Annotated in this window: 23 protein-coding genes; 12 read left to right on the top strand and 11 right to left on the bottom strand. The window is 74.5% G+C overall.

Translation table 11 applies throughout. The features are described from left to right. Window positions 1-126: 126 nt before the first annotated feature. Window positions 127-2,016 carry an endonuclease/exonuclease/phosphatase family protein gene (locus ABTW87_RS04190; RefSeq protein ID WP_350648347.1) on the top strand — a complete coding sequence of 630 codons (1,890 nt, stop codon included), beginning with the start codon at window positions 127-129 and terminating at the stop codon, window positions 2,014-2,016. Between the two features lie 74 nt (window positions 2,017-2,090). Here ABTW87_RS04190 and ABTW87_RS04185 read toward each other — a convergent pair whose 3' ends face one another. The 4 genes from ABTW87_RS04185 to cofC are packed head-to-tail and all read right to left on the bottom strand — an operon-like array spanning window position 2,091 to window position 6,247. Beyond that, window positions 2,091-2,990 (bottom strand): NUDIX hydrolase, encoded by a 900-nt coding sequence (locus ABTW87_RS04185; RefSeq protein WP_350648345.1) that lies wholly within the window; start codon window positions 2,988-2,990, stop codon window positions 2,091-2,093. A gap of 17 nt (window positions 2,991-3,007) precedes the next feature. Continuing rightward, a complete protein-coding gene (locus ABTW87_RS04180) occupies window positions 3,008-5,338 on the bottom strand; it encodes an RNA degradosome polyphosphate kinase (RefSeq protein ID WP_350648343.1) in 2,331 nt (776 codons plus the stop codon). A 53-nt stretch (window positions 5,339-5,391) separates the two neighbouring features. Continuing rightward, complete coding sequence (locus ABTW87_RS04175; RefSeq protein WP_350648341.1) at window positions 5,392-5,589, bottom strand: cold-shock protein; 198 nt, start codon at window positions 5,587-5,589, stop codon at window positions 5,392-5,394. A gap of 10 nt (window positions 5,590-5,599) precedes the next feature. Continuing rightward, complete coding sequence (gene cofC / locus ABTW87_RS04170; RefSeq protein WP_350648340.1) at window positions 5,600-6,247, bottom strand: 2-phospho-L-lactate guanylyltransferase; 648 nt, start codon at window positions 6,245-6,247, stop codon at window positions 5,600-5,602. A 132-nt stretch (window positions 6,248-6,379) separates the two neighbouring features. Here cofC and ABTW87_RS04165 point away from each other — a divergent pair, with 132 nt between their 5' ends. The 5 genes from ABTW87_RS04165 to ABTW87_RS04145 all read left to right on the top strand — a co-directional run bounded on the left by ABTW87_RS04165 (window position 6,380) and on the right by ABTW87_RS04145 (window position 11,302). Continuing rightward, the gene (locus ABTW87_RS04165; RefSeq protein WP_350648339.1) at window positions 6,380-7,105 is read left to right on the top strand and encodes a lysophospholipid acyltransferase family protein; all 726 of its coding nucleotides are present in this window, start codon (window positions 6,380-6,382) and stop codon (window positions 7,103-7,105) included. Then, a complete protein-coding gene (locus tag ABTW87_RS04160; RefSeq protein WP_350648338.1) occupies window positions 7,102-8,100 on the top strand; it encodes an NAD(P)H-dependent glycerol-3-phosphate dehydrogenase in 999 nt (332 codons plus the stop codon). The genes ABTW87_RS04165 and ABTW87_RS04160 overlap by 4 nt, the downstream gene beginning before the upstream one ends. A 5-nt stretch (window positions 8,101-8,105) precedes the next feature. Next, the gene (locus ABTW87_RS04155; protein ID WP_350648529.1) at window positions 8,106-9,221 is read left to right on the top strand and encodes a cystathionine gamma-lyase; all 1,116 of its coding nucleotides are present in this window, start codon (window positions 8,106-8,108) and stop codon (window positions 9,219-9,221) included. Continuing rightward, entirely contained in the window at window positions 9,218-10,000 is a 783-nt protein-coding gene (locus tag ABTW87_RS04150; protein ID WP_350648336.1) for a putative protein N(5)-glutamine methyltransferase, read from the top strand. The genes ABTW87_RS04155 and ABTW87_RS04150 overlap by 4 nt, the downstream gene beginning before the upstream one ends. 249 nt (window positions 10,001-10,249) lie before the next feature. Next, complete coding sequence (locus ABTW87_RS04145) at window positions 10,250-11,302, top strand: ROK family protein (RefSeq protein WP_350648335.1); 1,053 nt, start codon at window positions 10,250-10,252, stop codon at window positions 11,300-11,302. A gap of 68 nt (window positions 11,303-11,370) precedes the next feature. Here ABTW87_RS04145 and ABTW87_RS04140 read toward each other — a convergent pair whose 3' ends face one another. Then, window positions 11,371-11,571, bottom strand: coding sequence for a DUF397 domain-containing protein (locus ABTW87_RS04140; RefSeq protein WP_350648334.1), 201 nt, complete (start codon window positions 11,569-11,571; stop codon window positions 11,371-11,373). Between the two features lie 4 nt (window positions 11,572-11,575). Next, the gene (locus ABTW87_RS04135; protein WP_350648332.1) at window positions 11,576-12,421 is read right to left on the bottom strand and encodes a helix-turn-helix domain-containing protein; all 846 of its coding nucleotides are present in this window, start codon (window positions 12,419-12,421) and stop codon (window positions 11,576-11,578) included. Between the two features lie 229 nt (window positions 12,422-12,650). Between ABTW87_RS04135 and ABTW87_RS04130 the strand changes: the two genes are divergently transcribed. Then, window positions 12,651-12,914: a hypothetical protein gene (locus ABTW87_RS04130; RefSeq protein ID WP_350648330.1), complete on the top strand. Its 264-nt coding sequence runs from the start codon at window positions 12,651-12,653 to the stop codon at window positions 12,912-12,914. Window positions 12,915-12,966: 52 nt separating this feature from the next. On the opposite strand, the gene ABTW87_RS04125 is transcribed toward ABTW87_RS04130, so the two are convergent. Continuing rightward, entirely contained in the window at window positions 12,967-14,208 is a 1,242-nt protein-coding gene (locus ABTW87_RS04125; RefSeq protein ID WP_350648328.1) for an ATP-binding protein, read from the bottom strand. A gap of 197 nt (window positions 14,209-14,405) precedes the next feature. Here ABTW87_RS04125 and ABTW87_RS04120 point away from each other — a divergent pair, with 197 nt between their 5' ends. After that, window positions 14,406-15,512 (top strand): D-alanine--D-alanine ligase family protein, encoded by a 1,107-nt coding sequence (locus ABTW87_RS04120; protein ID WP_350648326.1) that lies wholly within the window; start codon window positions 14,406-14,408, stop codon window positions 15,510-15,512. A gap of 36 nt (window positions 15,513-15,548) precedes the next feature. Here the strand turns inward: ABTW87_RS04120 and ABTW87_RS04115 are convergent, their stop codons facing one another. Beyond that, window positions 15,549-16,175, bottom strand: a complete 627-nt coding sequence (locus tag ABTW87_RS04115; protein ID WP_350648324.1) for a DUF3515 family protein — start codon at window positions 16,173-16,175, stop codon at window positions 15,549-15,551. A 9-nt stretch (window positions 16,176-16,184) separates the two neighbouring features. Beyond that, entirely contained in the window at window positions 16,185-16,418 is a 234-nt protein-coding gene (locus ABTW87_RS04110; protein WP_350648322.1) for an Lrp/AsnC ligand binding domain-containing protein, read from the bottom strand. Between the two features lie 97 nt (window positions 16,419-16,515). Between ABTW87_RS04110 and ABTW87_RS04105 the strand changes: the two genes are divergently transcribed. Then, window positions 16,516-17,469, top strand: a complete 954-nt coding sequence (locus tag ABTW87_RS04105) for a thiamine-phosphate kinase (RefSeq protein ID WP_350648320.1) — start codon at window positions 16,516-16,518, stop codon at window positions 17,467-17,469. A 28-nt stretch (window positions 17,470-17,497) separates the two neighbouring features. After that, complete coding sequence (locus ABTW87_RS04100; protein ID WP_350648318.1) at window positions 17,498-17,965, top strand: GNAT family N-acetyltransferase; 468 nt, start codon at window positions 17,498-17,500, stop codon at window positions 17,963-17,965. A 135-nt stretch (window positions 17,966-18,100) separates the two neighbouring features. On the opposite strand, the gene rpmB is transcribed toward ABTW87_RS04100, so the two are convergent. Continuing rightward, a complete protein-coding gene (gene rpmB / locus ABTW87_RS04095) occupies window positions 18,101-18,292 on the bottom strand; it encodes a 50S ribosomal protein L28 (RefSeq protein WP_011905179.1) in 192 nt (63 codons plus the stop codon). A 177-nt stretch (window positions 18,293-18,469) separates the two neighbouring features. Between rpmB and ABTW87_RS04090 the strand changes: the two genes are divergently transcribed. After that, window positions 18,470-20,098: a DAK2 domain-containing protein gene (locus ABTW87_RS04090; protein ID WP_350648317.1), complete on the top strand. Its 1,629-nt coding sequence runs from the start codon at window positions 18,470-18,472 to the stop codon at window positions 20,096-20,098. After that, on the top strand, window positions 20,095-22,299 hold the full coding sequence (gene recG, locus ABTW87_RS04085) for an ATP-dependent DNA helicase RecG (protein WP_350648315.1): 2,205 nt from the start codon (window positions 20,095-20,097) through the stop codon (window positions 22,297-22,299). Before ABTW87_RS04090 ends, recG begins: the two co-directional genes overlap by 4 nt. 130 nt (window positions 22,300-22,429) lie before the next feature. On the opposite strand, the gene ABTW87_RS04080 is transcribed toward recG, so the two are convergent. Then, window positions 22,430-23,353 (bottom strand): LPXTG cell wall anchor domain-containing protein, encoded by a 924-nt coding sequence (locus ABTW87_RS04080; protein WP_350648313.1) that lies wholly within the window; start codon window positions 23,351-23,353, stop codon window positions 22,430-22,432. Between the last annotated feature and the right edge of the window lie 413 nt (window positions 23,354-23,766).

Here is a 23,766-nt window from a genome sequence, read left to right as displayed (position 1 = left end):
CCGACCCGGTGGGCGCCCTCCGTCGTACCCGGGTCGAATCGTCGACCGGGCCGCCCGCTTGGCGATTGACCGGGACCGCCCGCCTCCCGGACAATCGCCGGACGATCGGTCGGCGAAAGGCAGGCCGTGCGCAACCGCCACCTCACCACCGTCACCCTGGCCCTCGGGGTGCTCCTTCTGACCGACGTGCTGCGGGTCTTCCTGCCGGCGGTCATCACCATCTTCGGGCAGGCCGCGTCGACCCCGGCCGAGTTGCTCGGCGCGTTCGCGCTGGGCTGGTTCGTGCTCGCCCTCGGCGCGCCACCGCTGGTGCGCCGGCTCGGCGCCCGGTCGGTGGCGCTCGTCGCCGCCGTGGCGCTCGCCGTCCTCCGGCTCGCCGTCGTCGGCCAACCGGGCGGCGGGCTCCAGCTCTGGTTGGCCGCGGCCGGTCTGTTCGCCGGCCTGGTGTGGCTGGCCGCCGTCGCCGCCCGTACCGACCGGCCGGTGCCCGGCTGGGCCCTCGGGCTCGTGCTCGCGGCCGTCGTGCACACCGCGCTGGACACGTACCGTCCGGCCGGTGTCGGACCCTGGATCCAGTGGCTCGCCGCCGCCGTACCGGCCCTGCTCTTCGTGGCCCTGCACGTCCGGGCCGGACGGGCGCCGGCCGGCCCCGGCGGCGTACGCGGCTGGCTGCTGGCCGGGCCGGTGCTCCTGCTCGCCGGCATGGTCGCCCTGTCGCCGGCGGTGGCCCGGACGGCGTCGACCTTCCAGTTCGGGCTGCTGCGGGACGACGCCGACGGGGTGGCGACGGTTCCACTGGCCGGGGCCGCGCCCGTGGCGCTGTCCGCCGGCGGATTCCTGCTGGCCGCGCTCGCGCCACCACGGGGCACGGCGGGACGCTGGCTCGGGCCGGTGACGCTGCTCGCCGGCGCCGTGCTCTTCGCCGCCGGCCGTGGGGACCTGCTGCTGCCGGCCGTCCTGCTCACCGCGGTCGGCCTCGGTGGCTGCCTGGCGCTGGCCGGAGCGGCCGACGAGCGCGCCGCCGAGACCGGCGGGGACCGGAGCGTCCGCCGCGGGTACGCCGTCGTGGGCGGAATGCTCGTCTTCGCCGTCGCCGCGGTGCTCCACTACGCCGCCTACGACCTCGGCTACCCCAACGCCTTCGTACCGGTGGCGGTGGCGGTGCTGGTCGCCGGCACGGCGCTGGCCGGCGGGCCGCCGAGCGGTCGGGCCCGGCCGGCGCTGCCCCCGGTCCGCGTCGCCGCCGCCGCGACCGCGCTCGCGCTTGTCGCGGCGCTGGCCACCGACGAGCTGCTCGGGTCGACCAACCGGGACGGTCCGCCGGAACGGGTACGGGTGGTCGCCTACAACATCCGGATGGGCTTCGGGATGGACGGGCGGTTCGACCCGGACGCGCTGGCGCGGGTGGGCCGCGACGCCGACGTGGTGGTGCTGGGTGAGGTCGACCGGGGCTGGCTGCTCAACGGCGGCCACGACACCCTGGACCTGCTGGCCGAGCGGCTCGACATGCCGTACGTCTTCGCGCCGGCCGCCGACCCGCTGTGGGGCGACGCGGTGCTCAGCCGGTGGCCGCTGGAACGTACGCGCACCCGGCCGTTGCCGGCGGTGGGCGCGCCGACCGGGGCGCAGGTCCTGGGGACCACGCTCGACCTGGGCGCCGGTGTCCGGCTCGCGATCGTCGGGACGCACCTGCAGCCGCCACCGGGCCGGGAGCCGGTCGTGCAGGCCCGTGAGGTGACCGCGTTCGCCCTCGACTACGCGGACGGGCTGCCGCTGGTGGTCGCGGGGGACCTGAACACCGAGCCCGGCGCGGCCGCGTTCGCCGAGTTCACCCGGGCCGGTCTGGTCGACGCGCTGGCCTCCGCCCGCCCGCTGCCCACCAGCCCTTCGGACGAGCCACGCAACGAGATCGACCACGTCTTCGTCACGCCCGGCCTCACCGCCACGGACGTCGCCGCACCGCCCGGTACGGCCAGCGACCACCTTCCGGTCGCGGTGACCCTGACGCTGCCGTGAGCCGGCTGCGCCGGGGCGGCCAGTGTTAAGAAGGGGCCCCTGCTCTACCGCAGGCGTTAATAAGGGGCCCTTCCTTACAGGCGGTCGGTGGCGGTGAGGATTTCGCCGGAGAAGGCGAGCAGCCAGCCGCCGCCCTTCGGGGTGGTGAAGTCGTCCGCGCGGCCGGTGAGGCGCTCCAGCGCCCCCGGGATCACCGCGCCCTGGCTGCACACGGCCGCCGGTTCGCCGGCCGCGCCGAGCGCGGCGAGCCGTGCCGCCGCGGCCAGCACGCACTCGTCCCGATCCTGTCCCGGCCGGGGCTCGTCCAGGTCGCCGTCGACCTCGATCGGCAGGTCGAGCAGGGCCGCCGCCGGGTCGAGGGTCTGGACGCAGCGCCGCGCCGACGCGGAGCGCAGCCGTACCGGGCGGACCAGCGCCACAAGCGGCGCGAGCGCGTACGCCTGCGCCCAGCCCTCGGCGTCCAGCGGCCGGCCGCTGTCCGGACCGGACCAGGTGCCCCGCTTGCCGGCGTGCCCGTGCCGGACCAGGACCAGTGCCACCGTCACCGGGGGCAGGGCCGCGAAGGCGGCCAGCACCTCCGCGTCGTGCGGGTAGCTGACCAGCCGCACCGCCTCGTCGACGGCCACCCAGCGCACCTCGTCGACCTCGGTGCCAGGTTGGAAGCCGCCGTTGGCGACCGCACGCATCGACCAGTAGTCGACGACCTTCGGCCGGCCCTCGCTGCGGTAGCCGGCGCTCGGCAGGCGCACCTGCGGCACCGCCCGCACGTCGGTCTCCTCGGCCACCTCGCGTACGGCGGCGCGCAACGGGTGCTCGCCCGGCTCGAGCTTGCCCTTCGGCAGGGACCAGTCGCCGTACCGCGGTCGGTGCACCAGGCAGACCTCGGTGCCCTGCGGGCCCGGCCGCCAGACGACGCCACCGGCCGCGCGGATGCCCGCCGGGTCGCCGTCCCGCGCCGGGTCGCCGTCCGTCATCCCGTCAGCGTAGGCGGTCAGCCGGCCGTGCCGCCGACGCGCCGCAGCAGCAGCTCCTGGAGGTGCGCCAGGGGCGTCTCGCCGGTGCCGGACCGCCGGTGCCACGTGCCGTCCGCGGCCAGCTCGAAGGCGTCCACTTCGGGGCTGAACGCGGCGGTCAGCACATGGTCCAGCTCGGCCCGGGCCACCGGATCGCTCACCTGCACCAGCGCCTCGACCCGGCGGTCGAGGTTGCGGTGCATGAGGTCCGCCGAGCCCATCCAGAACTCGGCGTCGCCGTCGTTGCCGAACCGGAAGATCCGGGAGTGCTCCAGGAACCGGCCGAGGATCGAGCGGACCCGGATGTTCTCCGACAGCCCGGGCACCCCCGGGCGGAGCGTGCACATCCCGCGGATCAGCAGGTCCACGTGCACGCCGGCGCGGGAGGCGCGGTAGAGCGCGTCGGTGATCTCCTCGTCCACCAGCGCGTTCACCTTGATCTGCACCAGCCCCGGCACGCCCAGCCGGACGTGCGAGATCTCCCGCTCGATGCGCTCGATCAGGCCGCTGCGGATGCCCTGCGGCGCGACCAGCAGCCGCCGGAACGCGGTCTGCCGGCTGTAGCCGGTGAGCACGTTGAACAGGTCGGTCAGGTCGGCGCCGATCTCCGGGTCGGCGGTGAGCATGCCGAAGTCCTCGTACAGCCGGGCGGTCTTCGGGTGGTAGTTGCCGGTGCCGATGTGGCAGTACCGGCGGATCTGGTTGCCCTCCTGGCGGACCACGAGCGCGGTCTTGCAGTGGGTCTTGAGGCCCACCAGGCCGTAGACGACGTGGCAGCCCGCGCGCTCCAGCGTACGGGCCCAGCCGATGTTGGCGATCTCGTCGAACCGGGCCTTCAGCTCGACAAGCACCACCACCTGCTTGCCGGCGGCGGCCGCCTCGACCAGGGCGTCGACGATCGGGGAGTCGCCGCTGGTGCGGTAGAGGGTCTGCTTGATGGCCAGCACGTTCGGGTCGGCGGCCGCCTGCTCGATGAAACGCTGCACGCTCGTGGCGAACGAGTGGTACGGGTGGTGCACCAGCACGTCGCCGTCGCGCAGGGTGGCGAAGACACTCCGAGGCACCTCGCCCTCCGTGAGCCGCGGGTGGGTGGCCGGCACGAACGGCGGGTCCTTCAGGTCCGGCCGGTCGGCCTCGCCGTACAGCTGCCACAGGGCCGACAGGTCGAGCAGGCCCCGCACCCGCAGGACGTCCTGGGTGTCCATGTCCAGTTCCCGGACGAGCAGGTCGAGCATGTGCTCGGAGATGGAGGCGGCCACCTCCAGCCGCACCGGCGGGCCGAACCGGCGCCGGGCCAGCTCCCGCTCGAGGGCCTGGAGCAGGTCCTCGTCACGGTCCTCGTCGACCTCGACCTCGGCGTTGCGGGTCACCCGGAACAGGTGGCACTCCACCACCTGCATGCCGGAGAAGAGCTGGCCCAGGTGCACCGAGATCAGGTCCTCGACCGGCAGCACCCGTACGCCCGGCCGGTCCCGGTACACCCGGACGAACCGGGGCACGTTGTTGGGCACCTTGACCCGGGCGAACAGCTCCGCTCCGCCGTCGGGGTCGCGGACCGACACCGCCAGGTTCAGCGACCGCCCGGAGATGTACGGGAACGGGTGCGCCGGGTCGACGGCGAGCGGGGTGAGCACCGGGAAGATCTGCTCGCGGAAGTACGTGCGCAGCCGCTCGCGTTCGCGCTCGTCCAACTCGCCCCAGCCGAGGATCCGGATGTCCGCCTCCGCCAACGCCGGCAGCACGTCGTCGACGAAGCAGGCGGCGTGCCGGGTGACCAGCGCGGCGGTCCGTTCGGCGATCAGCTCGAGCTGGGTGCGCAGCGGTAGCCGGTCACCGCCGCGGACCGGCAGCCCGGCGGAGAGCCGGCGCTTGAGCCCGGCCACCCGCACCATGTAGAACTCGTCGAGGTTGCCGGCGAAGATGGCGAGGAACTTGGCCCGCTCCAGCAGCGGCGTGCGGGGGTCCTCGGCGAGCGCGAGGACCCGCGAGTTGAAGTCCAGCCAGGAGAGCTCCCGGTTGAGGAAACGGTCCTCGGGCAGCGGCTCGGCGGCGGGCGGCTCGTCATCGGCAGCGGCCGGAGCGGCCGGAGCGGCCGGCGACGCGGAGCGCGCGGACGCCGGGTCCAGCACCTCCTCCAGGCCGGCCGACGCGGCCGCGGCGTCGGTGCCGGCGGTGTCCGGGCGCGCGTCGGCCGTCTCGGTGGACCGTGCGGCGAGGAAGCGGCCGTCGTTGCCGCGGGGGCGGGTGCCGTTGCCGGACCCGGCGGGCCGGATGGCGGGCGGGTCAGCGGGGTCGCGAGGGGTGCTCACCCAGTCATCTTCACCCGGAGCGGGTTAACGCAAAATGAACTTGGCCGGGTCGTTCAGGCCATCGTCGGCAACGTCACGCGTACCACCGCGCCGGCCTCGTCGGTCTCGACGCGTAGCCGCTGGCCGAGGCGGAGCAGTCGGAGCCCGGAGGCGTCGAACGCCCGCGCCGGGAACGCCAGCTCCGTGCCGTCGTCGAGGAGGAGCACGCCGCTGCGGGTCGCCGCGTCGTAGGTGGCCACCGTGCCCTGCATGACGGGAACGCTACACCGGCCGGCCGGCGGTCGAGGCCCCCGCCTCGCACAGCGCGGCCGTGCGTGGACCCAGCCCCAGACGGGCCGCGGCGGCCAGGTCTTCGGCCGTGTCGACGTCGCGACGCAGGCTCGGCCCGGCGTCGGGCAGGGCCAGCGCCCCGCTGGCCGCGTGCGCCGCGGCCGAGCCGACGCCGAAGCGCGGATCCAGGGGTACGCCGGGCGGCGCCGCCAACAGCACGGTGCCGTCTCCCGGGGTGTCGGGGACGTACCGGCGTACCGGGTTCGGCCCGGTCCGGGCCGCCTCCAACGCCGCCGCCAGCTCGGCCGGGCGCAGCGCCGGCAGGTCGGCGGTGAGGCCGGCGACCCAGCCGCCGCCGACGGCGGCTGCGCCGTGCCGCAGGGCGGCGTTCAGCCCGGCGCCGGGATGGTCCGGCACCACCCGGGCGCCGGCGGCGGCGACCTCCGCCGCCACCCGCGGATCGTCGGTGACCACCAGCACCTCGGCGACGACCGGACAGGCGCGTACCGCGCCGACCGTGTCGGCCGCCAGCGCCAGAGCCAGCTCCTCATGGGGTACGCCCGGCAGCGCGCCGCGCAGCCGGCTCTTCGCGCCGCCCAGCCGCTTCACCGGCACCACCACGGTCCACACCTGGGTCACCCCGCCATCCTGCCAGCCGGGGCGGTACCCCTCGCTGGCCGGACCCGGGGCGAGCAGGCATGATTTCACCTCGCGGGTGTCCCCCGGGCAGGGTGGACCGGCGGGGGTCGTACGGCGGCAGGAGGAGGCGCGGTGGCGCGGCGCAGGATCGGGTTCTGGCCACGGGTCGCCGTGGTGCTGGTCAAGCCCGTGATGACCGGATGGACACGGCGCACCTGGCGCGGCACGGAGCACCTGCGGCATCCCGGCGGGATGATCCTGGTCCCGAACCACATCTCGCACGCCGACCCGCTGGTCGCCGCGCATTTCATCTACGACTCCGGGCGCTGGCCGCAGTTCCTCGGCAAGGCCAGCGTGTTCCGGGTGCCGCTGATCGGCTGGATCCTGCACCGCTGCCGGCAGATCCCGGTCGAGCGCGGCACGGTCGACGCGGTGAAGTCGCTGGACGCCCTGGTCGACGCGTTGGGCAAGGGCGGCGCGGTGGTGATCTATCCGGAGGGCACCACGACCCGGGAGCCCGCGCTGTGGCCGATGAAGGGCAAGACCGGCGCGGCCCGGCTCGCCCTCGCCACCGGCGCCCCGGTGGTCCCGGTGGCCATGTGGGGTCCGGAACGCCTGTTCGACCCGCGGAACAACCGGCTGAGCCTCCGCCCCCGGATCCCGGTGACCGTGGTCGCCGGGCCGCCGGTCGACCTGAGCCGGTGGACGGGCGCCACCCCGACGAAGGCGGTACTCGAGGAGATGACCGACGAGATCATGCTGCGGCTGCGGGACCTGCTGGCCGAGATCCGGCAGGAGAGCCCGCCCCCGCTGTGGGAGCGCCCCGGCCGCGCCCAGCGCCCCGGAGCCGCCGCGTGAGCGGGCAGGTGGCGGTGCTGGGGGCCGGCTCCTGGGGCACCGCCTTCGCCAAGATCCTCGCCGACGCCGGCCGGGACGTCACCGTCTGGGCCCGCCGGCAGCCGGTCGCGGACGTGATCCGGGCCGAGCACCGCAACCCCGAGTACCTGCCCGAACTGGTGCTCCCCGGGCGGGTCACCGCGACCGGGAACGCCGTGGAGGCCATCAAGGGGGCCGAGCTGGTGGTGCTCGCGGTGCCGTCGCAGACGCTGCGCGGCAACCTCGCCGAGTGGGCGCCGCACCTGCACCCCGACGCCACGCTGGTCTCCCTGATGAAGGGCATCGAGCTCGGTACGACCAAGCGGATGAGCGAGGTGATCGTGGAGACCGCCGACGTCGCGGCGGACCGGGTGGTGGTGGTCTCCGGTCCGAACCTCGCCCCCGAGATCGCCGCCGAGCAGCCGGCCGCCACGGTGGTCGCCTGCACCGACGTCGACCGGGCGACGCTCGTGCAGCGCGCGATCACCACGCCGTACTTCCGCCCGTACACGAACGACGATGTGATCGGCTGCGAGCTGGGCGGCGCGGTGAAGAACGTGATCGCTCTCGCGTACGGGATCGCGACCGCGATGGGTTTCGGCCACAACACGCGGGCCATGCTGGTCACCCGGGGACTGGCCGAGACCGCCCGGCTGGGCGTCGCGCTCGGCGCCGACCCGCTCACCTTCGCCGGCCTGGCCGGCATGGGAGACCTGGTGGCGTCCTGCTCCTCCCCGTCGGCCCGCAACCGCACCTTCGGGGAGCACCTCGGCCGGGGCGCGACCCTGGAGGAGGCCCGGATCGCCACCCGGCAGACCGCCGAGGGCGTCAAGAGCGCCCTGGCGATCCGTGACCTGGCGCGGGCGCACGGGGTGGAGATGCCGATCACCGAGCAGGTGGAGCTGGTCTGCCACGAGGGCGTGGACCCGCGTCGCGCCGTGCAGGCGCTGATGAGCCGTACGACGAAGCCGGAGTGAGTGACATGGCCGACGACCACGACGGCACCCGCTGCGTGCACGCCGGGCTGCCGCCCGCCGTGCCCGGGCAGCCCTTCCTGCCCGGCCCGGTCCTCGCCGCGCCGTACCACCTCGACCCGACGGCCGGGCCGACGGCGGCGCCCAACGGATACGGCCGCCCGGACAACCCCACCCGGCGACTGCTCGAGGCGGCGATCGCCGAGTTGGAGGCCGGCGACTGCCGCGTCTTCGCCAGCGGGCAGGCGGCGATCACCGGACTGCTGCTGACGGTGCTGCGCCCAGGAGACACCGTGGTGCTCCCCGCCGACGGCTACTACCCGCTGCGGGCCTTCGCCACGGACACCCTGGCCGGCATCGGGGTCCGGGTGCTCTTCGCGCCGACCGTCGGGCCGTACCCGGACTTCGACGGCGTACGCCTGGTGCTCGTGGAGACCCCGGCCAACCCAGGCCTGGACGTCGCCGACGTGGCGGCGCTGGCGGCCCGGGCGCGGGCGGCGGGTGCCCTGCTGGCGGTGGACAACACGACCGCGACACCGCTCGGCCAGCGCCCGCTGGACCTCGGGGCGGACGTGGTGGTGGCCTCCGGCACCAAAGCCCTCACCGGTCACTCAGACCTGCTGCTCGGGTACGTCGCCACCCGCTCGGCCCGGCTGCTGGAGGCGGTGACGGGATGGCGGAACATCGCCGGGGCGATCCCGGGCCCCTTCGACGCCTGGCTGGCACACCGGTCGCTGGCGACCCTGGACCTGCGCCTGGCCCGGCAGACCGCGAACGCCGAGGCGCTCGCCCGGCTGCTGGTCACGCGCCCGGACGTGACCGGCGTGCGCTGGCCCGGCCTGCCGGAGGATCCGGCGTACCCGGTGGCGTCGGTCCAGATGCGACGGATGCCCGGCGTGCTCTCGTTCGACCTCGGTGACGCCGACCGGGTCGCCCGGTTCCTCGGCGCGGCCCGGCTGGTGGCGGCGGCCACCTCGTTCGGTGGCCTGCACACGAGCGCCGACCGGCGGGCCCAGTGGGGCGACGACACGGCACCGGGCTTCCTCCGCTTCTCCTGCGGTGTCGAGGACACCGTCGACCTGGTGGCCGACGTCACCGCCGCGCTGGACGCCGGCCGCCGGTGACGGCGGCGGGGGACCGGGCGGCCCTGGTGGCCCGGCTGCGCGCCGCCGGCTGCGTGTACGCCGAGGACGAGGCCGAGCTGCTGCTGGCCGCCGCCGACCGCCCGGAGGCGCTCGCCGACCTGGTCGACCGCCGGGTGGCCGGGCAACCGCTGGAGCATCTGCTGGGCTGGGTCGAGTTCGGCGGGACCCGGGTCGCGGTGGCCCCCGGCGTCTTCGTGCCGCGGGCGCGCAGCCTGCTGCTTGTGAAAGCGGCGGTCGAGGTGGCCGGGCCGGAGCCGGCCGTGGCGGAGCTGTGCTGCGGCTGCGGGGCGCTCAGCGTCCTGCTCGTCGAGCGCCTCGCGCCCCGGTTCCTCGCCGCCGTGGACGTCGACCCGGCGGCGGTGGCGTGCGCCCGGCGCAACCTCGCCGGGCGCGGCGTGCCGGTGTTCGCCGGTGACCTGTTCGACCCACTGCCCGAGGCGTGGCGCGGCCGGCTTGATCTCGTGGTGGCTAACGCGCCGTACGTGCCGACGGACGCGGTCGGCCTGATGCCGCCGGAGGCGCGGCTGCACGAGGCGCGGGTGGCGCTCGACGGTGGCCCGGACGGGCTGGCCGTGCTACGCCGGGTCGCAGCCGGTGCGGCGCGCTGGTTGGCGCCCGGTGGGCACCTGGTGGTGGAGGCCGGCGAGAGTCAGGTGCCGGCACTGAGTGGTGCGCTCGTCGACGCCGGGCTGGAGCCCACGGTGCTCCGCGACGACGACCTGGACGCCGTGGCCCTGACCGCCCGCCGTCCCACCTGACCCACCCACCCCACCCCTCACCCACCCCCACCCCCCGCCCCCCGCCCCCGCCCCCGCCCCCCCACCCCCGCCCCCCACCCCCACGATCTTGCAGTTATGGCCCTCGTCTTGCGGCTTTTGTTGAATATGTCGGGGCAGAAAGTGCAAGATCACGGGAGAGGGGGTGGAGGGCCGCGGGAGGGTTGGGCGTGGCGGGGGGCTGGTAGGCGAACTAGCCTCACCACATCGTCTCGAGGGTGGGAGGGCGCGGTGGGCAGCGCAGGGGTGCCGGTGGTCGTCGGCCTGGACAACGGCGGCACCAGCAACAACGCCACCGTCCTCACTGTGGACGGGCAGTTCCTCGTCGACGGCCTGATGGAGACACCGAGCGAGGTGCAGGCGGGCCCGGAGGCGGCGATCGAGGCCCTCGCGCGCGCCTTCGACGGGGTGCTGGCGTCGACCGGCGTGCCGCGCGGTCTGGTCCGCGCCGTCGGGCTGGACACCCCCGGCCCGGCCAGCGCCGTCGGGGTCATCTCCTCGCGCGGCTCGACCAACTTCTCGCAGCCCGCCTGGCGGGGGTACGACGTGCGGGGTGCCCTGGAACGGCGGCTCGGCCTGCCGGTGGTGTACCTCAACGACGGCAACGCCGCGGCCCTCTACGCGCACCACACGTACTTCGGGGCCGACGCGATGCGTCGTTCCTCGGTCTCCGCGATCGTCGGCACCGGCCTCGGTGGCGGGCTGGTCGAGGGCGGCCGGGTGATCGCCGGGGCGGCCGGCATGGCCGGTGAGCTGGGGCACGTGCACCTGCCGCTCACCGGGCTGCTCGCACCCGGCCAACCCGAGCCGGTCTGCGCCTGCGGTTTCGTCGGGGACGCCGAGAGCATCGCGTCCCTGACCGGGATCGCGCGCAACCTGCTGCCCTACTGGCTGACCCGCTTCCCCGGGCACCCGCTGGCCGTGGAGCCGGCGCCGCGCGCCGCGAAGCTGGTGCGCGGGCTCGGCGAGCAGGGCGACCCGCTGGCCTTGGAGATCTTCACCCAGCAGGCGATGGCGATCGGGCGGCTGTTCACGCTCGCCGCCAACTTCACCGACCCGCACGCGTACTTCGTCGGGGGCGGCGTGGTGGAGGCGGCGCCGGCGTTCCGCGACTGGTTCCTCGGCACCGTCCGCGAGCACACGGTGCTGCGGGAGGAACAGGCCGCCGTGGCGGCGTTCGCCCTGGTGCCGGACCGGGACATGGCCGGCGCCCGGGGGGTGGCCCTCGCGGCGCTGGAGGCGCTGCGGGCCGAGCCCGCGCCGGAACCGCTTGTGAACGGCTGAGGCACGGGCCCGGCCCGGCGGGTCGGGCGGCGACGGGACCTGGTTGCCGACGCCCGACCGGTCCGTGGTCAGCCGCGGGGTGGCGCGGCGGCGAAGGCCGCCCAGGCGTCCGGCGCGAAGAGCAGCACCGGGCCGTCCGGGTCCTTCGAGTCGCGGACGCCCACCGTCCGGGGCGACGTCGCGATCTCGACGCACGCTCCCTCGTCGCCGCTGTGGCTGCTCTTGCGCCAACCGGCCCGGGCCAGCCCGGTGCTGATCGTCGGGGTCATCGTCCTACCGTCCCTTCGCGAGTTGCCGGAGCTGGTCGCGGCTGGCCGCCGGACTGAGGGCCACGCTCCGCAGATGCTCCATGATCTTGGTGCAGGTACGCAGGTCGCCCGGCCGGTCGAGGACCATCTGGCCGGCGACGGTCTCCACCGAGGCGATGATCGGGTCCTCGGGGTCGGCGAACTCCAGGATGTGCAGGGAGCCCCGGGTGCCCCGGTGGTAGCCGGCGGCCAGCGGGATCACCTGGACGGTGACGTTCGGCAGCTCGCCCATCTTCAGCAGGTGCTGCAGCTGGGCCTCCATCACCGTCCGGTCGCCGACGGGTCGCAGCAACGCACCCTCGTCGATGATGGCGTCGAAGATCGGCGGATCCGGCGCGGTGAGGCGCTGCTGCCGGTCGAGCCGGAACTGCACCCGCTGCTCGACCTCGTCGTCCGGCAGGGTGTGCGGGCCGCCCCGCATCACTCCGCGGACGTAGTCGGCGGTCTGGAGCAGGCCGGGGACCACCGAGGGCTCGAAGTTGGCGATGCCGGTCGCCTCGGCCTCCAGCGCGATGAAGTCGATGGTGCGCCGGTCGAGCAGGTACGAGTAGGACACCCACCAGCCGGGCTTGCGCGCGTCCTTGGCGAGCTGCACGGCCGCCGCCACCTCGTCCGGCGCGACGCCGTAGAGGGTGAGGAGGGCACGGACGGTCGCGGGGCTCACCAGCGTCTGCGCGTTCTCGTAGCGGGACAGCGTGCTGCGGGTGCTGTTGATCTCGTCCGCCGCAGCCTCCAGGGTGAGCCCGGCGGCCTCCCGGTGCTGACGCAGGGCGATGCCGAGCCGGCGGGCGCGGGCGGTCTTCGGAGCCATGCATCGATCCTCGCACATCTCCGGGAAGCTGTACATGAGAGAACGCGGTTGAGAGTTGCATTCACGGGCGTCTTGATGCCAATCTGTCATCAGGTCCTCACCGGCGGTTGTCGTGGCGACGGCGGCGGTGAGTGACCGGAGGGGATGGGGCGCGCGGCGATCGGGTTTCTCCCCCGTACCCGATCGCCGCGTGCCACGCCCGGTGGCCCGCCACCAGAAGGGACTCGACGTGCGTGCAGCCCAGCAGCTCCGAAACGAGCGCGCCAACGGCTCGGCGCTGACCCGGTTCCTGGTGGTCCTCACGGACGTGCGTGCCGACGACGGTGGCCGCGACGAGCGGACCAGCCCGGAGCGGCGGCGTCAGGTGGTGGGCGCGAGCAGTCGAGAGGCGGCCGACCGCATCGCGGGAGCGTTCATGGCGCTGGGCATGGTGCGGGCAGGCCGGCAGCGGGTCAAGGTCATCGCCATCGGCCGGCGGAACGCCCGCGGATAGACGACGGCCCGGCGGGCTGCCGGAGCCCGCCGGGCCGTCCCCAACGGGCCGCTCAGAGCAGCTTGCGCATCTTCAGGTACGCGACCAGGTCGTCGTAGACGCCGCCCTCGTTGGCGAACATCGCCACATTGCGGGCGGTCGCCATCCACGGCCGCGTCGACGGCCGCACCTCCTTCAGCGCCCGCTCCAGGTCGCGCTGCTCGATCATCCGCACCTCGCCGGTGCGCACCGAGTCCGCCATCGCGAACTCGGCGGCCGTCTCGCACAGGTGCGCCAGGTCCGCGCCGGAGAATTCCTCGGTGGCCGCGACCACCTTGCGCAGGTCGATGCCGGCGATCGGGCGCTCCCGCAGGTGGTACTCGAGGATGGACCGGCGCGCCTCGGCGTCCGGCGGCAGCACCAGCACCACCCGGTCGAGCCGCCCGGGGCGGCGCAGCGCCGGGTCCACGTCCCACGGTGTGTTTGTGGCCGCCAGCACGAACACGCCCTCGTTGCTGCCCTCCATGCCGTCCAGTTCGGCCAGCAACTGGTTGCCGAGCGTCCGCATCGAGCTCGAGCTGACCTGCGACCGCTTGTGCCCGAGCGCGTCGACCTCGTCGAGGAAGAGCACGCACGGGGCGTTGCGGCGGGCCGCCTGGAACAGCTCGTGCAGGTTGCGCTCCGAGTTGCCCATCCACATGTCCAGCACGTCCACGATCGACAGCGAGATGAACCGGGCACCCATCTCGCCGGCGACCGCCCGGGCCAGGAAGGTCTTCCCGCAGCCGGGCGGCCCGTAGAGCATCAGGCCGCCGCGCAGGCTCTTGCCGTACATCTTCCGCAGCTGCGGGTTGCGCAGCGGGCCGAGGAAGGCCAGCTCCAGCCGCTCCTTGACGGCCGCCATCCCGCCGACGTCGGCCAGCCGGATCCCGGAGACCTCGACGTCGTAGATCCGGTCGGCGTCCCCCGCCACCGGCTCCGGCTCGTCGCCGGCCCGCGCGAAGCGCGGCGGCACGATGTCGGCCAGCTCCCGCTCGTACGCGGCGAGCGGATCGGCCGTCCCGTCCGCGTGCTGCCCCGGCGGCGGGCCGGCCGGGGCCGGCGGCGTTACCCCGCCGGTGAGCGCCCGCTGCATGAGCGCCTGCGCCTCCTCGCTGCCCGGCTCCCGGGCGAGCGCCTGGCCGATCTGCGCGATCGCCTCGCCGCCGCGGCCGGCGTCCAGCAGCAGCGTGGCCAGGTGCAGGCGCAGCGGCAGGTCGTCCGGGCGGGCGTCCAGGGCCGCCGCGAGCGAGTCGATGAGGGCGTCGGAGCTCATAGGACGAGCAGCGTAACGGGCCACCGAGCTACGCGGTGGACCGCACGTCCGGTGACGCACCGTGTATGCCCTGTCGACCGGTTGCTGACCTCTCCGGCTCTACCCGGGTATCGGCCGCCGAGTCTCGCCACGCACAGTAAGGTCAACCGGGTGAGCGCACCGGCGGATTCGACGAGCCGACGAAGAGGTGAGGGCCGATGACCACCACAGGCAGGACCCGCGTGGCGATCGTCTTCGGCGGACGCAGCCCGGAGCACGGCATCTCCTGCGTCAGCGCGGGCAGTGTGCTGGGGGCGCTCGACCCGGACGAGTACGAGGTCGTCCCGGTGGGCATCACGCGCGCCGGCCAGTGGGTCCTGACCAGTGGCGACCCGGCCCAACTCGCGATCAACTCCCGGCGGCTGCCGGAGATCACCGCCGAGTCCGGCGCCGACATCGTGTTGCGCGCCGACCCGACCGGCAACGGGCTGATGGTGCTCGACCCCGCCGAGGGTCCCCGGGCCCTCGCCGACGTGGACGTCGTCTTCCCGGTCCTGCACGGCGCGTACGGCGAGGACGGCACCATCCAGGGAATGCTGGAGATGGCCGGCATCCCGTACGTCGGGGCGAACGTCTTCGCCTCCGCCGCCGCCATGGACAAGGAGTTCACCAAGAAGCTCTGCGCCGCCGAGGGCATCCCGGTCGGCCCGTACGCGGTGCTGCGCAGCGGAATGACGCTCAGCGAGGAGGACAAGCAGCGTCTCGGCCTGCCCGTCTTCGTCAAGCCCTCCCGGGCCGGCTCCTCCTTCGGGATCACCAAGGTCAGCGACTGGGCGGACCTGGACGACGCGGTCGCCGTCGCCCGGCAGATCGACCCCAAGGTCCTCGTCGAGGGCGCGGTGATCGGCCGGGAGATCGAGTGCGGCGTGCTGGAGGGCGAGGCCGGTGGTGCACCGGAGGCCTCCGTGCTCGCCGAGGTCCGGGTCGTCGGCGACTACGACTTCTACGACTTCGAGGCCAAGTACATCGACGCCGACTCGGCCTGCGAGTACGACATCCCGGCCAACCTGCCGGAGCGGGTGACCCGTCAGGTGCAGGAGTACGCGGTCCGGGCGTTCACCGCGCTCGACTGCGCCGGCCTGGCCCGGGTGGACTTCTTCGTCACACCGGAGCTGGACGTCTACCTCAACGAGATCAACACGATGCCCGGCTTCACGCCGTCGTCGATGTTCCCCCGGATGTGGGCGGCCGCCGGCCTGGAGTATCCGAAGCTGGTCAACCGCCTCATCCGTACCGCCCTGCACCGCGGCGTCGGCCTGCACTGATTCCCTGTCGGGGATCGGGGACGCGGCGCGGGCGGGTCAGCCGGCGCAGCCGGTCGGGGCGGCCCCGCCGGACGGGACCGAGGCGACGATCGTGTCCGAGATGGGGGAGATCCACTGCAGCGGCTGCTCGTAGGCGCCCGGCACCCGGACGGTCACCGCGGTCTCGCGGTCGAGCGTGGTGAGCACCGTGACGTCGCTCTCCTGCTGCGCGTACCAGCAGACCTTGTTGACCGACCAGACGTCGTCGGTGGCGCCCACGGCCGGCTCGGCGCCGCCGCAGGCGACGGTGAGCGCCGGGTCGCCGTACGCGGCGTTCTGCTCGGCGCCGGCGGTGACCGGCCGCTGCGGCAGGTCCCGAATGGTCTGCGGCAGCTGCGACAACAGCGCGCGACAGACGACGGCGGGGCGCTCGGCCAGCGGCGGGGCCGCCATCTCGACCGGTGCGGTGGACTGCGCCCGCGGCGCCGTCGCCGACGGGCTCGGCTCGGCCGCCGGCTGGTCCGGGGCGAGCCGCGCGAACGCCAGAGCGCCGGCCAACACGGTCACCGGCAGCGCGACCGCGGTCGCGATCAGGGCGGCGCTGCGGCTGGACCGGTCCCGGCGGGGCCGACCGGAGCCGGTGGCCTCGTCGCGGGGTGCGTCGGTCACGGAGGATTCGGTCATCTTGTCCACTTACAGGCGCACCACCGAACACGTGAGGGTGCGGGTGATGCCGGGCACCATCTGCACCTTGCTGACAATGAGTTTGCCCAGCTCGTCGACCGTGTTCGCCTCGGTGAGGACGACCACGTCGTAGGGCCCGGTGACGGCGTCGACGCGGGCCACGCCGGGCATGTCCGCGATCTCACCGGCCACGTCACGCGCCCGGCCGACCTCTGTCTGGATGAGGATGTACGCCTGAACCACGACTAGACCTCCGTCCGTCGCCGCTGCGTGAGCGGCCCGAAGGGAGAAAGTACCTTACGGACCAGGTCTGATCCCGATCGGTGGTCAAGGAGAAGCGGTGAGCGAGCACGGCAGCAGCGTCGTGGGGGTGGGGGAGTTCGGCCTCATCGAACGGGTGACCGCCCGGTTGTCGTACGGATCGACCGTTCTGCTCGGTCCCGGCGACGACGCGGCGGTCGTGGCCGCCCCGGACGCCCGGGTCGTCGCCTCGACCGACGTGCTGGTCGAGGGGCGGCACTTCCGCCGCGACTGGTCCGGGGCGCGGGACATCGGCCACCGGGCGGCGGCGGCCAACCTCGCGGACATCGCCGCGATGGGAGCCCGGCCGACCGCCCTGCTCGTCGCCCTCTGCATCCCCCCGGACCTGCCGGTCACATGGGCCGAGGAACTGGCGGACGGCCTGGGTGCCGAGGCGGCCACGACCGGTGCGAGCGTGGTCGGCGGGGACATGTCGGCGAGCCCCACGCTGACCGTCGCGGTGACCGCGCTCGGCGACCTCGAAGGCCGGGCGCCGGTGACCCGGGCCGGGGCCGGCCCCGGCGACGTGGTGGCCATCGCCGGCCGGACCGGGTACGCGGCCGCCGGGCTCACCGTGCTGTCCCGGGGCTTCCGGACGCCGCGGCTGCTGGTCGAGGCGTACCGGCGGCCCGAGGTGCCGTACCCGGCCGGGCCGGCGGCCGCCGCCGCGGGGGCGACCGCCATGATCGACGTCTCGGACGGGCTGCTGGCCGATCTCGGCCACGTGGCGCGGGCCAGCGGCGTCGCCGTCGACGTACGCCGGGACGCCTTCGAGGTGCCCCCGCAGATGCGGGACGCCGCCCAGGCGCTCGGCGTCGACCCGTACACCTGGTTGCTGGCCGGGGGTGAGGACCACGCCCTCGCGGCGACCTTCCCCCGGACGGCGGCGCTGCCCCCCGGCTGGCGGCCGATCGGCGAGGTCACGGCGGGCTCCGGGGTGACCGTCGACGGCCGGCCGTGGGAGGGCGCCGCCGGTTGGGACCACTTCCGGTAAGGGCCCGCGGCGGTCGTACCCTTTACTGGTGCAGAACCTGGAGATCCACGCCGCCCGCTTCGACGCGCCCGAGTCGCAGGCACTGATCCGGGCGGCCCTGGCCGACCTCGGCCAGCGGTACGGCGGCAGCGGCGACGACACCCCGGTGGACGCGACCGAGTTCGAGCCGCCCACCGGGACGTTCCTGATCGCCCTGCTCGACGGCCGACCGGTGGGCTGCGGCGGCTGGCGCAGCCACGGTGCGGACGGCGACGTGGCGGAGCTGAAGCGGATGTACGTGGCGCCGCAGGCCCGGGGGCGGGGCGTGGCGCGGGCGCTCCTGGCGGCGGTGGAGCGCTCGGCGCGCGAGCAGGGCCGCAAGCGGATCGTGCTGGAGTGCGGCGACCGGCAACCCGAGGCGATCGCCCTGTACGGCTCGTCCGGCTACGAGCGCATCCCGAACTTCGGCTTCTACAAGGACGCCCCCGGCTGCATCTCCTTCGCCCGCACCCTGTGAAAGGAAGGGCCCCCTGTTAACGCCTGGTGCACTGGAAGGGCCCCCTTTTAACGCCCGGCGAGGACGGGCCCGGGCACGGCGAAAGCCGGCGGACCCCCGAGGGGACCGCCGGCTTCGACGAGTTCGGTTACCGCGTCAGGCGCGGGTGACCTTGCCGGCCTTGATGCAGGACGTGCAGACCTTCAGCTTCTTGGTGTTGCCGCCACCGGCCGGGGTACGCACCGACTGGATGTTCGGGTTCCAGCGGCGGTTGGTCCGCCGGTGCGAGTGGGACACGTTGTGGCCGAAGCCCGGCCCCTTGCCACAGACGTCGCACACGCTAGCCACGGGATACTCCTGGGATTGATACGTTCATGAGGTCGCCGCCAGGCGCTGCCCGGGCAACCTGGCCAGGTTACCCGATACACCGACCCGGCGACCAATCGCCCCCGGCGCGGCCGGACACGCCGGGCGGGTCCCCGCCGACCCCGGCACGTGTCGGTGCGCGCCAGTAGGCTACTCGCCGTGCTGGACACCCTCGACGCCGCCGCGGTCCGCCGCTGGTGCGCGGTCGGGCTGGCCGCCCTGAAGCGTCACCAGGGTGAGATCGACGAGCTGAACGTCTACCCGGTGCCCGACGGCGACACCGGCACCAACCTGGTGCTCACCCTCACCTCGGCGCAGGCGGCGCTCGCGATGGACCTGGAGACCCTGCCCGACGACGGGCCCACCCCGCACGGGCACGCGCTGCGGCTGATGGCCCGGGGCGCGCTGCTCGGCGCCCGGGGCAACTCGGGGGTGATCCTGTCGCAGATCCTGCGCGGCTTCGCCGACGCGGTGGCCGCCCGGTCGGTGGTGCGGGGCCGCGAGCTGGCGGCGGGGCTGCGCGAGGCCACCACCGCCGCGTACGCCGCCGTCGCCACCCCGGTCGAGGGAACCCTGCTCAGCGTCGTCGCCGCGGCGGCCGGTGCGGCCGAGCGGGCGGACACCGACGACCTGCGCACGGCGGCCCGGGCCGCGGCGGGGGAGGCGGCCCGCGCGCTGGGCCGGACCCCCGAGCAGTTGCCGGCGCTCGCCCGGGCCGGCGTGGTCGACGCCGGCGGGCGGGGGTTCTGCCTGTTGCTCGACGCCCTGGTGGAGGTCGTCACCGGCGAGCGCGCCGAGCACGAGGAGCCCGTTCTGCGCACCGCCCGCCCACCGGCCACCACCGTCCGCGAGACCGGCTCCGACGCGTACGCCTATGAGGTGCAGTATCTGCTCGACGCCGAGCCGGCGGCGGTGGCCCGGCTCCGGGAGGAGCTGGCCGCCCTGGGCGACTCGCTCGTGGTGGTGGGTGACGGTGCGGCCTCGGTCGGCACCTGGAACGTCCACGTCCACGTCAACGACGTCGGCGCGGCGATCGAGGCGGGCGTCGTCGCCGGCCGTCCGCACCGGATCGCCGTGACCCGCTTCGCCGACCAGGTCGCGCCCCCGGTCCCCCGGCCCGTGGTGCCCAGCGTGGCCGATGGCCGGGCCGCGGTGGTGGTGGCGACCGGCGCCGGCATCGCCGAGCTGTTCGCCGCCGAGGGGGCGACGGTCGTGCCGGGCAACCCCTCGACCGGCGAGCTGCTGGACGCGATCCGCGCAACCGGCGCGGCCCGCGTGGTGGTCCTGCCCAACGACCCGAACACGCAGGCCGTGGCGAGCAACGCCGCCAAGGAGGCGCACGATCTCGCCATCAAGGTCAGCGTCGTACCGACCCGGTCGCCGGTCCAGGCCCTCGCCGCCCTCGCGGTCCGCGACCCGGGCCGGCGCTTCGAGGACGACGTGATCGCCATGGCCGAGGCCGCCGGTGCCTGCCGGTACGCGGAGGTCTGCCACGCCAGCCGGGAGGCGCTCACCGTCGCCGGCCCGTGCTCGCCGGGGGACGTGCTCGCCCTGGTCGACGGGGAGGTGCACCTCATCGGATCGGACCTGCTCGACACCTGCACCGCGGTGGTCGACCGGATGCTCGGCGGCGGCGGCGAGCTGGTCACCCTGCTCGCCGGGGCGGACGCCCCGCCCGGCCTGACCGACGCGGTACGCGAGCACGTGACCCGGGCCTGGCCGTTCGTCGAGGTGAACGCGTACCCGGGCGGCCAGCCGCACTACCCGCTCCTGGTGGGGGTCGAATGACATCCGAGCAGGCAACGGTCGACACCCCGCTGAAGAAGCTGGTCGGCGAGAAGACGGCGAAGGCGCTCGCCACCCACCTCGACCTGCACACCGCGGGCGACCTGCTCTACCACGTCCCCCGCCGGTACGACGAGCGCGGCGAGCACACCGACATCCGCTCGCTGGACGTCGGCGAGCAGGTCACCGTGCTGGCACAGGTGCAGCGCACCGCCGTACGCCCGATGCGGCAGCGCCGGGGCAACCTGTTGGAGGTGACCGTCGGCGACGGCTCCGGCGGCACGCTGACCCTGACGTTCTTCGGCAACCAGGCCTGGCGCGAGCGGGACCTGCGCCCCGGCCGGTGGGGGCTGTTCGCCGGCAAGGTCACCGAGTTCCGGGGCAAGCGGCAGCTCAACGGCCCGGAGTACGTGCTGCTCGGCTCCGGCGGCGAGGGCGAGGCGGCCGCCAACGAGGAGGTCGAGGAGTTCGCCGGGGCGCTGATCCCGGTCTACCCGGCCGCGGCGGCGGTGCCCACCTGGGTGATCGCCCGTTGCGTCCGCGTCGTGCTGGACACGGTCGCCCCGCCGGAGGATCCGCTGCCGGCGACCGTGCGGGCCAGCCGCAACCTGGTCGGGCTCGGCACCGCGCTGCGGGAGATCCACCGGCCGTCCAGCAAGGAGGCGCTCTACCGGGCGCGGCGCCGGCTCAAGTGGGACGAGGCGTTCGCCGTGCAGCTCACCCTGGTGCAGCGCAAGCACCAGGCCGCCGCCCGCCCGGCGCGGCCCCGGCCCGCGGTGGCCGGCGGCCTGCTCGACGCGTTCGACGCCCGCCTGCCGTACGAGCTGACCCCCGGCCAGCGGGACGTCGGCGCCGAGATCGCCGCGGACCTGGCCACCGCCCACCCGATGCATCGACTGCTGCAGGGCGAGGTCGGCAGCGGCAAGACGGTGGTCGCGCTGCGCGCGATGCTCCAGGCGGTCGACGCCGGCGGGCAGGCGGCCCTGCTCGCCCCGACGGAGGTGCTCGCCGCGCAGCACCACCGGGGCATCCTCGACCTGCTCGGGCCGCTCGGGCGGGCCGGCGAGCTGGGTGCGGCCGAGCACGCCACCCGGGTCGAGCTGGTCACCGGGTCGCTGGGCGCGGCCGCCCGTCGCCGGGCCCTCGACGAGGTGCGCAGCGGTGCCGCCGGCATCGTGCTGGGCACGCACGCCCTGCTGTACGAGGGCGTCGACTTCGCCGACCTCGGCCTGGTGGTGGTCGACGAGCAGCACCGGTTCGGTGTCGAGCAGCGGGACGCGTTGCGGGCCAAGGCCGAGCAACCCCCGCACGTGCTGGTCATGACGGCGACGCCGATCCCGCGCACGGTGGCCATGACCGTCTACGGCGACCTGGAGGTCTCCACCCTCTCGCAACTACCGCGCGGGCGTTCACCGATCGCCTCGCACGTGGTGCCGGCCGCCGAGAAGCCGGCGTTCCTGGAGCGGGCCTGGCGGCGGTTGCGCGAGGAGGTCGCCGCCGGGCACCAGGCGTACGTGGTCTGTCCGCGGATCGGTGACTCGGGCGCCGCGGCCGAGGAGGAAGCGCCTCGGGAGGACGACACCGGGCGGCGGCCGCCCCTCGCGGTGACCGAGGTGGCGCCGCTGCTCGCCGAGGGTCCCCTGCACGGGCTGCGGATCGGGGTGCTGCACGGCCGGCTGCCCGCCGACGAGAAGGACGCCGTGATGCGCTCCTTCGCCGCCGGCGACCTCGACGTGCTGGTGGCCACCACGGTTGTCGAGGTCGGCGTGGACGTACCGAACGCGACCGTGATGGTCGTGCTCGACGCCGACCGGTTCGGCGTCTCCCAGCTGCACCAGCTGCGCGGCCGGGTCGGCCGGGGGGCCGCGCCCGGGCTGTGCCTGCTTGTCACCGAGGCCACCGACGGCACCCCGGCCCGGGAGCGCCTGGACGCGGTGGCGTCCACGACGGACGGGTTCAAGCTGGCCGAACTCGATCTGGAGCAGCGCCGGGAGGGCGACGTGCTCGGGGCGACGCAGTCCGGCCGCCGTTCGCACCTGCGGCTGCTGTCGCTGCTGCGCGACGCGGACCTGATCCGCGACGCGCGCGCCGAGGCGATCGAACTGGTCGAGGAGGATCCGGAGCTGGCCCGCCACCCGGCCCTGGCCGCGTCGGTGGCCGCCCTGGTCGACGCCGACCGCGCCGAGTACCTGGAGAAGGGCTGAAAGGAAGGGCCCCTTACTAACGCCTGCGGTAGCGCAAGGGACCCTTCTTAACGTCCGCCGCCGGCCGAGAACGGCAGGAGGCGCGCCGGCCGACGGGCCGGCGCGCCTCCGCGCGTCAGGTGCTCTCCGGTCAGGCGGTGAACCGGAGCTTCCGGCGGCGAGCCAGGACGAACAGGCCGGCACCGGCGGCCAGCAGGACGGCGGCGCCGCCCGCGATCAGCGTGGTGTTCGCGCCGGTGACGGGCAGGCCCCCGCCCTCGCCGCCGCAGTCCTGCGGCTCGGTGTACTCGATGGTCTCGCTGCCCTCGACGACGTCGTACGAGACGGTGACCTTCAGGCCCGGGTACGCGTCGAAGCTGACCGAAGCCGTCTCACCCGGCTTCGACTCCAGCTTCTTGGTGACGCCCTTCTCGGTGACCAGCGTGGCGGTGAACGGGATGCCCTTGGCCGGATTCTCCACCGTGAAGATCATCTCGTCGCAGGTTTCTTCGAGCCGGAACACTGGCTCCTCCGGCTCAGCCGGCGTGGGGGTGGCGGTCGGCGGCTCGGTCGGGGTGGGCGACGGCTGTTCCGGAGTCGGCGTGGGCTCCGGGGTCACTGTCGGCGTGGGCGTGGGGGTCTCCTCGCCCTTGCAGTCGCCCGCCGGCGTGGCCGTGACGCTGCGTTCCTCGGTGACGTTGCGGTCACCGCGCTGCCACTTCGCCTCGACGGTGAGCTTCAGCTCCGGCAGCGCGCCCTCGAACGAGTGGGTCTGGGTGGCGGTCAGCGGACCGTCGCCCTTCTTCGGCAGAGTGGCGTCGAGAGCGAGCGTGCCGGCGAAGTCGGCCGGGATGGTCGACTCGAGCTTGCTGATGGTGCCCTCGAGATCCCGCTCGCTGTTGCCGACGGTCCAGGTGACCTCGACCTGGCTGTCGCCGCGCAGGCAGAAGGTGCCGGCGGGCTCGGGGTGGTGGGCGCTGGCGGGGGCGGCGAGGATCGCCACGCCGCTGAAGCCGAGCAGCGTTCCGGCGGCGACGGCCGTGACGCGCCGGAACGTTGGCTTGAGACGGTTCACGTCTGCTCCTGATGAGGGGGTCGGACGAGATGCCGGGCGGAACGGGAGACAGCGGTGACCGAGATGGCCACCGGCTCATCGACGCTCGCCCGGACGCAGGGGGTGCGCCCGTTGCGGCGGACGCAGGGGGTGACTGTACTGATCGGTGATGAATCGCGGGGATCCGGATGAAGGCGACCACGTGATGTTGTGCATTCGTGATCATTGATATACGAGCGGTCATCCGGTGATGACGCTCCGGTGTGGATGGGTGCCCCCTCGTGCGGTCGGCGGACGGTGGCGTCGTCCGGCCGGACGAGGTGGCGGAGTGCCGGTCCGGGCGGTGCCGGTGCGGGCGGTGCCGGTCCGGGCGGTGCCGGTCCGGGCGGTGCCGGTCCGGGCCGCGTGACGTAGCGTCATCACCATGACCGGGA

Source organism: Micromonospora sp. NPDC126480 (genome assembly GCF_040302465.1).
Classification (GTDB): Bacteria; Actinomycetota; Actinomycetes; order Mycobacteriales; family Micromonosporaceae; genus Micromonospora.
This window is presented reverse-complemented; position numbering and strand designations above follow the sequence as displayed.

Bases quoted from the DNA above. Each gene is read 5' to 3' on its own strand.
- ABTW87_RS04185 (WP_350648345.1), bottom strand. From the start codon at position 2,990: ATGACGGACGGCGACCCGGCGCGGGACGGCGACCCGGCGGGCATCCGC.
- ABTW87_RS04175 (WP_350648341.1), bottom strand. From the start codon at position 5,589: ATGCAGGGCACGGTGGCCACCTACGACGCGGCGACCCGCAGCGGCGTG.
- ABTW87_RS04155 (WP_350648529.1), top strand. From the start codon at position 8,106: ATGGCCGACGACCACGACGGCACCCGCTGCGTGCACGCCGGGCTGCCG.
- ABTW87_RS04140 (WP_350648334.1), bottom strand. From the start codon at position 11,571: ATGACCCCGACGATCAGCACCGGGCTGGCCCGGGCCGGTTGGCGCAAG.
- ABTW87_RS04135 (WP_350648332.1), bottom strand. From the start codon at position 12,421: ATGGCTCCGAAGACCGCCCGCGCCCGCCGGCTCGGCATCGCCCTGCGT.
- ABTW87_RS04125 (WP_350648328.1), bottom strand. From the start codon at position 14,208: ATGAGCTCCGACGCCCTCATCGACTCGCTCGCGGCGGCCCTGGACGCC.
- ABTW87_RS04120 (WP_350648326.1), top strand. From the start codon at position 14,406: ATGACCACCACAGGCAGGACCCGCGTGGCGATCGTCTTCGGCGGACGC.
- ABTW87_RS04115 (WP_350648324.1), bottom strand. From the start codon at position 16,175: ATGACCGAATCCTCCGTGACCGACGCACCCCGCGACGAGGCCACCGGC.
- recG (WP_350648315.1), top strand. From the start codon at position 20,095: ATGACATCCGAGCAGGCAACGGTCGACACCCCGCTGAAGAAGCTGGTC.